Below are 9298 nucleotides of genomic sequence, written 5' to 3' on the forward strand. Positions count from 1 at the left end.
TTTTCGACTGACCCGAGGCGCGCCGCCGCCAGAAACCAAGAACCAACCAACCGATGCCTCCCGAGTCCGCCATCGAAGCCCCGGCCACGGCCGCCAACCCCGCCGGCACGCGTCCCGCGCATGGCGGCCGCTTCTCCGCCTGGCACCAGGCGCTGCGCATGGCCCGGCGCGACTGGCTGGCCGGCGAGCTCTACCTGCTGCTGTTTGCGCTGGTGCTTGCCGTGGCTGCGCTGACCAGCGTGGGCTTCATGGCCGACCGCATGCGGCTGGGGCTGGAGCGCGACGCACGCCAGATGATCGCGTCCGACGTACTGCTGGTGGCTGACCAGCCTTTCGATGCCGCCTTCGCGCAGCGTGCGCAAGCGGCGGGGCTGGCCGTGGCCCAGACCGTCACCTTCCCGAGCATGGCTACTGCCAACGGCAAGGCGCCGGCCGGCGGCGACGCGCCCAGCCAGCTGGCCGCGCTCAAGGCGGTGACCGACGGCTATCCGCTGCGGGGCAAGCTCAAGGTAGCCAGTGCGGCGGGGGCGCCGGATGCGCCCGCCGAAGGCATTCCGGCGCCGGGCACGGTATGGGTCGACGAGGCGCTGCTGGGCGCCCTGGGGGTTGCCGTGGGCGACACCCTGCAACTGGGCAGCCGCAGCTTCCGCATCGAACGCATCATCACGCAGGAGCTTGATCGCGGCACCGGCTTCATGAACTTCGCGCCGCGCGTGCTGATGCCGCTGTCGGACCTGGACAGCACCGGGCTGATCGGCTGGGGCAGCCGCGTGACCTACCGGCTGCTGGTGGCCGGCCCCGACGCCGCGGGCGCTGCCTTCCAGAAATGGGCGCAGGACGAGATCGGACGCCGCAAGCTGCGCAATACGCGGGTCGAGTCGCTGGAGTCGGGCCAGCCGCAGATGCGTGCCACGCTGGACCGCGCCGAGCGCTTCCTGTCGCTGGTGGCGGTGCTGTCGTCGATGATCGCCGCGGTGGCCATCGCCATGTCGGCGCGCCGCTATATGCAGCGCCACACCGATGCCTGCGCGGTCTACAAGTGCCTGGGGCTGTCGCGCGGGCAGATCCTGCGCGCCTTCGGCCTGGAGTTCCTGCTGGTTGGGGCCGCGGGCGCGCTCGCCGGGGTGCTGCTCGGGTACCTGGCGCACTATGGCCTGCTGCTGTCGCTGGGCGGGCTGCTGCGGGTGTCGCTGCCGCAGCCGTCGCTGCTGCCGGCACTGGTGGGCGTGCTGGCCGGGCTGGTGCTGCTGGCCGGGTTCGCGCTGCCGCCGCTGCTGGCGCTGACACGGGTGGCGCCGCTGCGGGTGCTGCGCCGCGATATCGGGCTGCCGCCGGTGTCGGCCTGGGTGGCCTATGCGCTGGGCCTGGGCGCCTTTGTCGCGCTGCTGCTGGTGGCGGCGCGCGACCTGCGGCTGGGGCTGACCACGGCGGGCGGCTTTGTCGCCGCGGGCGTGGTCTTCGCGGTGCTGGCGCTGGCGCTGCTGACGCTGCTGTCGCGCCTGCTGCGGGGGCGCCTGCGCGGGCGCGCGGCGATGGGCTGGCGCTTTGCGCTGGCGGTGCTGGAACGCCGCCGCGCGGTCACGGTGCTGCAGACCGTGGCGCTGGCGGTGGGGCTGATGGCGCTGCTGCTGCTCGGCATGACCCGCAACGACCTGGTCGATTCCTGGCGCCAGGCCACGCCGGCCGACGCGCCCAACCGCTTCATCATCAATATCCAGCCGGACCAGCGCGAGCCGCTGCGCCAGATGCTGGCCGGCGCCGGCATCAACGACCTGCTCTACCCGATGGTGCGCGGGCGCCTGACCCATATCGGCGAGCGCGCCATCCGCGGCGACAGCTTCGAGGACGGGCGCGCGCGCAACCTGGTCGAGCGCGAATTCAACCTGTCCTATACCGATGCGCTGCCCGAAGGCAACCGCGTGATTGCCGGGCGCTGGTCCAACGGCCCGGACGCCGGCGCCTCGGTGGAAGAGGGCATCGCCAAGACGCTGGGCATCCGGCTGGGCGACACGCTGCGCTTTGACGTGGCCGGCCAGGCGGTGCAGGCCCGCGTGACCTCGCTGCGCAAGCTGGACTGGGGCTCGATGCGCGTCAATTTCTTCGTGATCCTGCCGCCGCAGGCGATGCAGGGGCTGCCCGAGACCTACATCACGTCGTTCCACCTGCCGCCCGCCAGCACGGCGCTGGGCAACCGGCTGATCGCGGCCTTCCCCAACATCACCGTGGTCAATACCGACCTGATCCTGCGCCAGATCCAGGACATCCTGGACCAGGTGATCGCGGCGGTGGAGTTCCTCTTTGTATTTACGCTGGCCGCGGGCGTCACCGTGCTGTACGCGGCGCTGTCCGGCGCGCGCGACGAGCGCATGCGCGACGCCGGCCTGCTCAAGGCGCTGGGCGCTTCGGCCGCGCTGGTGCGCCAGACCCAGTACGCCGAGTTCCTGGTGGTGGGCGGCCTGGCCGGATTCCTGGCCAGCCTTGGCGCGATCGCGGTGGGCTGGGGCCTGTCGCAGTTCGTCTTCGATTTCCCGTACCGCTTCAATGCCTGGATCGTGCCGGTGGGCGTGGTTTCTGGCATGCTGTGCGCTTTTGCCGGCGGCTGGCTGGGCCTGCGCGAAGTGCTGCGCCAGCCCGCGCTGGCGACCTTGCGTGATGCCTGAGGCAGCCTGCGCAGACTGAGTGTGTGATGAGTACTGAATCCAACGACAAGCCCGGCACGGCCGAGGTGACCGCATTTGAACTGGTGGGCGGCGAAGCGCGCGTGCGCGAGCTGGTGGACCGCTTCTACGACCTGATGGACCTGGAGACCCAGTTCGGCGGACTGCGTGCGCTGCACCCGCCCTCGCTGGAGGGCTCGCGCGACAAGCTGTTCTGGTTCCTGTGCGGCTGGCTGGGCGGCCCCAACCACTTTATCGAGCGCTTCGGCCATCCGCGCCTGCGCGCGCGCCATATGCCGTTCGAGATCGGCGTGAGCGAGCGCGACCAGTGGATGCGCTGCATGGCGCTGGCAATGCAGGACATCGGCCTGTCCGAAGACCTGCAGTTGCGCCTGATGCAGGCCTTCTTCCAGACCGCCGACTGGATGCGCAACGTGGCGCGCTGAGGCGCCGCTGCTCCCTTCTTTCAACCGAAATGTTTCCCAGCCCATGACAGACCAACTGCCTGAAGACGCCCTGCGTCTGCTCGATTTCTGGTTCGGCCAGCCCGGGTCGGCCGCCTGGAATACCGAGCGCCCGCAATGGTTCACCAAGTCGGACGCCTTCGATGCGCAGATCCGCACCAACTTCCTGTCCGACTGGCAGGTCGCCTGCGACGGGGCACCGGACGACTGGTCGGTCACGCCAGAGGGCGCCTGCGCGCGCGTGGTGCTGCTGGACCAGTTCCCGCGCAACATGTTCCGCAACGATCCGCGCAGCTTCGGCAGCGATGCGCTGGCGCTGGCACTGGCCAGGCGCATCGTCGCCACCGGCATGGACCGCAAGCTGCCGACGGACTACCACCGCATGTTCTGCTACATGCCGTTCGAGCATTCCGAGGCGCTGGAGGACCAGGACGAGGCGGTGCGCCTGATGACGCAGCTGCGCGAGGCCAGCGGCGGGGTGGTGGATGTGGTGGAGTGGGCCGGGAAGCACCGCGCGATCATCGCGCGCTTCGGCCGCTTCCCGCACCGCAATGCGGTGTTGGGCAGGCAGAGCACCGAGCAGGAACTGGCGTTCCTGCGGCAGCCGGGCTCGTCGTTCTGAACCAGGCCGGCAGCAGGGGCGCGCTCAGGTCTTGTCGCGCGCCTGTTGCCACTTGTCGACCCGCACGCGCGGCGCGGCCGCCAGCTGGCCCAGCAGGCCGGCGGGCGTGTCTGCCACATGCAGCAGGTCGGCATGCACCTGCTTCATGAAGCCTTCCTGCACCGCGTGCGCAAGGAAACCCAGCAGGCCGTCGTAGAACCCGCCGACATTCAGCAGGCCCACCGGCTTGTCGTGGTAGCCCAGCTGCAGCCAGGTGAAGGTCTCGAACAGTTCTTCGAAGGTACCCACGCCGCCCGGCATGGCGATAAAGGCGTCGGCACGATCCGCCATCATCTGCTTGCGCTCGTGCATGTTGCGCACCACGTGCAGCTCGGTCAGGCCGCGGTGGCCGACTTCCTTCTGCATCAGCGCGTCGGGGATGATGCCGATGGCGTTGCCGCCATGTTCCATCACGGCGTCGGCGACGATGCCCATCAGGCCCACCTTGCCACCGCCGTACACCAGCGCCAGGCCGCTTTCGGCCAGGGTGCGGCCGAGCAGGCGCGCGCCTTCGGCGTATTCAGGACGGTTGCCGGGGCTGGAGCCGCAATACACGCAGACCGATTTCACTTTGCTTCCTTTGCCGCGTCGGCTGCGGCCTTGGCTGCCGCGTAGTCGCGCGCCAGCTGGTCGAATGCGTCCCGGGCCCGGCCGCGCAGGTAGGGCGCCAGGATCGAGAAGATGTGGTAGCTCGATCCGTGCAGGTAGCCGCGGATCTGCTCGGGGTCGTTGTACTGGCGCGGATGCTGCACGAACTGGAACGACAGCCAGTAGGTGGCGATCACCACCATGTTGGTGCAGATGGCCTCGACCTGCTCGGGCGTGGCTTCCATTTCGCCGTCGTCGATGAACTGGCGGCAGATCTCGTGCGCAAAGCGCTTCTTCTGCTCGACGATGCGCTTGAAGTTGGTCTCCAGCATCCGGTTGCGCGCCAGCAGGTCGTTGATGTCGCGGTACAGGAAGCGGTAGTTCCACAGGAACTCGGACATGTACTGCAGGTAGCCCCAGCTTTCGTTCAGCGTGGCCTTGTGGTCGTCCGGCATCTTCAGGCGCCGCTCCATCTCCTGCTCGAAGCGCACGAAGATGGAGTTGATGATGTCGTCCTTGTTGCGGAAGTGGTAGTAGAGATTGCCGGGGCTGATCTCCATGGCTTCCGCAATCGTCGTGGTGGTGACGTTGGGTTCGCCGACTTCGTTGAACAGGCGCAGCGAGACGTCGAGGATGCGGTCCCTGGTGCGGCGGGGGCCGGTTTGCGGTTTCGGTTCCATGGGCGTCCGGGCGATCGGTGCGATCGGTAAATCGGGGGGCAGGCTAGCGATTATAAGCAATCGGCCCGGCCACCCCATCCGGCATCCCCGGCGAGTGACGGATCAGCCCGCCAGCGCCCGCACCCAGCGCACCACGTGCGGCCCGGCGATGGCGACCCAGGTGCCGCCGCACAGCACCAGCGCCAGCATTACCGCGGCGCTGCCGAAATCCTTGGCGCGCTTGGACAGGCTGTGCCGCTCCAGCGAAATGCGGTCGATCGCCGCCTCGACGCTGGAATTGAGCAACTCGACGATCAGCACCACCAGCAGCGTGCCCAGCAGCAGGATGCGCTCGACCACGTCCACCGGCAGCAGGAATGCCCACGGCGCCAGGATTACCACCAGCGTCAACTCCTGGCGGAACGCGCTTTCCTCGAGCACCGCATAGCGCAGCCCCGACAGCGAATTGATGGCCGCATGCCAGGCGCGCGTCAGGCCGCGGTTGCCCTTGTGGGGGTTCTGCTCGATCGAATAGTCAGCGCTCTGGATTGCCTGCGGCGGCCTCTGCAGAGGCGGGTCGGACGGCAGTTCCGGATGGGGTTTGGACATGGTTTTGCGGGGCGGGTTGGGCCGCTGCGCTGTCGCGGCCTGGCTTGCCGGCAGCGAACGGCCGAAGATGGGCCAGGAACTGCTCGGAGGCGGCGCGCCACGAGAACCGCTCGGCGTGGGCACGGGCCGTGGCGCGGTCGATGCGCAGCGCTTCCAGGCAGGCTTCGCGCAGGTCTTCGTGCATCGCGCCGGCGGGGCTGTCGCCCAGCACATCGATCGGGCCGGTGACCGGATAGGCGGCCACGGGCAGCCCGCTGGCCAGCGCTTCCAGCAGCACCAGCCCGAAGGTGTCGGTGCGGCTCGGGAACACGAACACATCAGCCGAAGCATACACCCGGGCCAGCTCGGGCTGGCTCAGCACGCCCAGGTAGTTGGCGCCCGGATAGCGCGCGCGCAGCGCCGGCAGCGCCGGGCCGTCGCCGACCACCCACTTGGAGCCGGGCAGGTCCAGCGCCAGGAAGGCCTCGACGTTCTTTTCCACCGCCACGCGGCCCACGTACAGGAAGATCGGGTGGGCGGTGTTGAGCACGTTGGGGCGCTGCAGCGTGAACACGTCCAGGTCCACGCCGCGCGTCCACAGCACGGCGTTGGTGATGCCATAGCGCCGCAGGTCGTCCAGCACCACCGGGGTGGGCGCCATCACCGCCTGGGCCGGGCCGTGGAACCAGCGCAGGAAGCGGTACGTCCATGCCAGCGGAATGCCGAAGCGTGCCTGCACGTATTCCGGAAAGCGCGTGTGGTAGGCGGTGGTGAAGGGCAGCCGGCGGCGGAGCGCGTGGCGCCGCGCGGCCAGGCCCAGCGGCCCTTCGGTGGCGATATGCAGGGCATCCGGAGCGAAGGCCTCGATGCGGCGCTGCACGCGCGCCGCCGGGAACAGCGACAGGCGGATCTCGGGGTAGGTCGGGCACGGCACGGTGCGGAATTCCAGCGGCGTGATCATGTCGACCGTGTGGCCCATGGCCTCGAGTTCGCGGCGCGTGGACTTGAGCGTGCGCACCACGCCGTTGACCTGCGGTTCCCAGGCATCGGTGACGATCAGGATCTTCATGCAGCCTCCTCGGGCGCGGTGGAAGGGCAATGCGGTTGGGGCAAACGGTGGCAGGCCGGGATCAGCCCGCCACGGCGGCGCGGCGACGGCGGCGCGTGGCCGGGGCCGGCGCGTCCAGCAGCGTGGTCCAGTAGACGATCTTCAGCTCGCCTTCCATGGTCTCGACCAGTGCCGACAGGCTTTCGACCCAGTCGCCGTCGTTGCAGTAGAGCTGGCCATTGACCTCGCGGATCTCGGCCTTGTGGATATGGCCGCAGACCACGCCGTCGCAGCCGCGGCGGCGCGCTTCATCGACCATCGCGCTCTCGAAGGCGCCGATGTAGTTGACCGCGTTCTTGACCTGGTGCTTGAGGAACTGCGACAGCGACCAGTAGGGGAAGCCCAGGCGCGCGCGCAGCCGGTTGAAGTGGCGGTTCAGCGCCAGGATCACCGTGTACAGCGAATCGCCGAGGTAGGCCAGCCAGCGCGCGTGCTGCACCACGCCGTCGAACAGGTCGCCGTGCACCACCCACAGCCGGCGCCCGGTGGCGGTGACGTGCACGGCTTCTTCGCGCACGGTGATGTCGCCAAAGGCCATCCCGTCGAACTGGCGCGCGGCCTCGTCGTGGTTGCCGGGAACGTAGATCACTTCAGTGCCCTTGCGCGCCTTGCGCAGCAGCTTCTGCACCACGTCGTTGTGGCTTTGCGGCCAGTACCAGCCGCGGCGCAGCTGCCAGCCGTCGATGATGTCGCCGACCAGGTAGAGCTGGTCGGACTCGTTGTGCTTGAGGAAGTCCAGCAGGTAGTTGGCCTGGCAGCCGGGCGTGCCCAGGTGGATGTCCGACAGCCAGATGGCGCGGTAGCGCTGGATCGGGTGCGGCTCGGGCGGGTAGGTCTGCTGCTGTTCGCGCTGGGGCGCCAGCGCGGCATCCAGGGCCGGCGCCATGAAGGCGGTCAGCGGCGCGGCGCTGTCGCTGTCAGGGCTGCGGCGCAGCCATTGCGTCAGTTGCGCGGTCTTCGACAAATACCCGCGGGCAGATCGGATTGCTTGCACCATGGCTGTCCCGGTTGCGGCGATGGCTGCATTCAGCCAGCCCGCGATGACGGTGCCGTGACGGAAACATGACTGACATATGAATCGTAGCGGAAGTGGAACAGTCCTGGCTGGCGCAGGTGTCAGTGCCCGCGGGCGGACAGCTCGGCCAGTGCGTCCAGCACCGCACGCACCGCGGCGGGATGGCGCAGCAGCGTGACATGACCGATGCCGGCCAGCGCAATATGCCCGGCGCCGTCGAGCCAGCCGGTGCAAGGCGGCCCGGCGATCGAGTCATGCCAGCTGAAGATCGAGATCATGCGCGCGCGGCGGCGCGGGGTTTCCGCGGCGGCGAGCGCGCGCAGCCAGGGGCTGCCGCAACGCATCTGGCGCGCATTGGGGCCGCCGCCAAAGCGCGCCAGCGCGCTGCCGTGGTGGGGGCTGCCCAGCGTCACCACGCCGGCGCAGACGTCTTCGTCGCCCGCCAGCTGCAGCGCGGCGCGCGCGGCCAGCCCGCCCATGCTGTGGCAGACCAGCAGCGGCGGGCGTCCGGCCTCGGCTGTGATGCGCCGCATGGCGGCCAGCAGCGTGCGGGCGTAGTCGTCGATGTCGCCGAACACCGGCTTGAGCTCGATCCCCTCGCAGCGGTAGCCGGCGGCGGCCAGTGCCGGCTGCATGTCGAGCCAGATGGCCTGCCCGCAGGCGTAGCCGTGCACCAGCAGCACCGGCGGGGCGTCGCGGCCAGGCAGGGCGTCAAGCGGTGCGGCATAAGGAGCGTGCGCGCGGAACGGCTGCAGCCAGTCGAACATGCGCAGCACGGCCACGCACTCGGCCGCAAAGCAGCGCAACGCCTCAGGCAGGCGCAGCGGCCGGCGCGTGGCGGCGAGTTCAAGCGGTGGTGCGGGCGGGTGATTGCCGCGCCCGACCCACAGGCCGCGCCCGCTCAGGGCGAAGGCGAAGGCAATGCCGCTGGCAAAGCTGCCGAGGATGGCCGCGACGCCGGCGGCGACCGCGCCGGGCCATGGCCAGCCGGCCAGTTGCACCAGCCCGGCGGCGATGCCCAGCGCGGCGGCCGCCTGCAAGGTCACCGCAAGGCGGCGGATGCCGGCAGCCGACAGGCTCATGGCTTGGGCGGGCGCAGGTCGGTCAGCCGCGTGCCGGCCAGGCGATCATGCAGGAACTGGCGGCGCGGATCCAGCCACGCCAGCAGGACCCAGACCAGCAGGCCGGCGCACAGCACCGCTACGAACGGCCCCTTGACCAGCCCCAGCATATGGCCGACTGCCGCCGATGGCGGCAGCCACAGCCATGCCAGCACGTAGCGCAGCGCCGCTTGCGGCCAGCGCGGCGGCACGCCGGCGGCGTTCTCGACGCGCATGCGCCAGGTCTGCATGGCCAGGGTCTGGCCGTTGCGTTGCCAGAACCAGGTGAAATACAGGCCCATCACCAGGAAGCTCCACACCTGGATCACGAGCGGCCCGTCCACGCCAAGCTTCTGCAGCAGCGGTTGCACCAGCAGGTAGGCAGCGGTCGAGGCGCTCAGCACGCCGAACAGCAGCACGCCCTCATAGAGTATGCAGGCGATGCGTCGGCGCAAGGG

General features: G+C 69.6%; 10 protein-coding genes. 3 read left to right on the plus strand and 7 right to left on the minus strand.

Features of this window, described 5'->3' with window-relative positions; genetic code table 11:
* The first annotated feature begins 53 nt into the window (after positions 1-53).
* From AC3WON_RS26775 to AC3WON_RS26785, 3 genes are read left to right on the plus strand one after another with little or no spacing between them, the layout of a single operon-like run.
* A complete protein-coding gene (locus AC3WON_RS26775; protein ID WP_492353089.1) occupies positions 54-2660 on the plus strand; it encodes an ABC transporter permease in 2607 nt (868 codons plus the stop codon).
* Between the two features lie 26 nt (positions 2661-2686).
* Complete coding sequence (locus tag AC3WON_RS26780) at positions 2687-3103, plus strand: group II truncated hemoglobin (protein ID WP_492353090.1); 417 nt, start codon at positions 2687-2689, stop codon at positions 3101-3103.
* Positions 3104-3146: 43 nt separating this feature from the next.
* Complete coding sequence (locus AC3WON_RS26785) at positions 3147-3743, plus strand: DUF924 family protein (protein ID WP_492320937.1); 597 nt, start codon at positions 3147-3149, stop codon at positions 3741-3743.
* A gap of 24 nt (positions 3744-3767) precedes the next feature.
* Here AC3WON_RS26785 and AC3WON_RS26790 read toward each other — a convergent pair whose 3' ends face one another.
* The 7 genes from AC3WON_RS26790 to AC3WON_RS26820 form a co-directional block, all read right to left on the minus strand.
* Complete coding sequence (locus AC3WON_RS26790) at positions 3768-4352, minus strand: LOG family protein (protein ID WP_492320936.1); 585 nt, start codon at positions 4350-4352, stop codon at positions 3768-3770.
* Positions 4349-5050 carry a TetR/AcrR family transcriptional regulator gene (locus tag AC3WON_RS26795; protein ID WP_492320935.1) on the minus strand — a complete coding sequence of 234 codons (702 nt, stop codon included), beginning with the start codon at positions 5048-5050 and terminating at the stop codon, positions 4349-4351. Before AC3WON_RS26795 ends, AC3WON_RS26790 begins: the two co-directional genes overlap by 4 nt.
* A gap of 102 nt (positions 5051-5152) precedes the next feature.
* Complete coding sequence (locus tag AC3WON_RS26800; RefSeq protein ID WP_492320934.1) at positions 5153-5638, minus strand: diacylglycerol kinase; 486 nt, start codon at positions 5636-5638, stop codon at positions 5153-5155.
* Positions 5565-6686 (minus strand): glycosyltransferase family 4 protein, encoded by a 1122-nt coding sequence (locus AC3WON_RS26805; protein WP_492353091.1) that lies wholly within the window; start codon positions 6684-6686, stop codon positions 5565-5567. Before AC3WON_RS26805 ends, AC3WON_RS26800 begins: the two co-directional genes overlap by 74 nt.
* Before the next feature lie 61 nt (positions 6687-6747).
* Complete coding sequence (locus AC3WON_RS26810; RefSeq protein ID WP_492320932.1) at positions 6748-7722, minus strand: UDP-2,3-diacylglucosamine diphosphatase; 975 nt, start codon at positions 7720-7722, stop codon at positions 6748-6750.
* 119 nt (positions 7723-7841) lie between these two features.
* Positions 7842-8822 (minus strand): esterase/lipase family protein, encoded by a 981-nt coding sequence (locus AC3WON_RS26815; protein ID WP_492320931.1) that lies wholly within the window; start codon positions 8820-8822, stop codon positions 7842-7844.
* On the minus strand, positions 8819-9298 hold a 480-nt coding region (locus tag AC3WON_RS26820; RefSeq protein ID WP_492353092.1), incomplete at its 5' end, for an RDD family protein. The genes AC3WON_RS26815 and AC3WON_RS26820, both read right to left, overlap by 4 nt.

The organism is Cupriavidus sp. FW305-46, assembly GCF_058787075.1.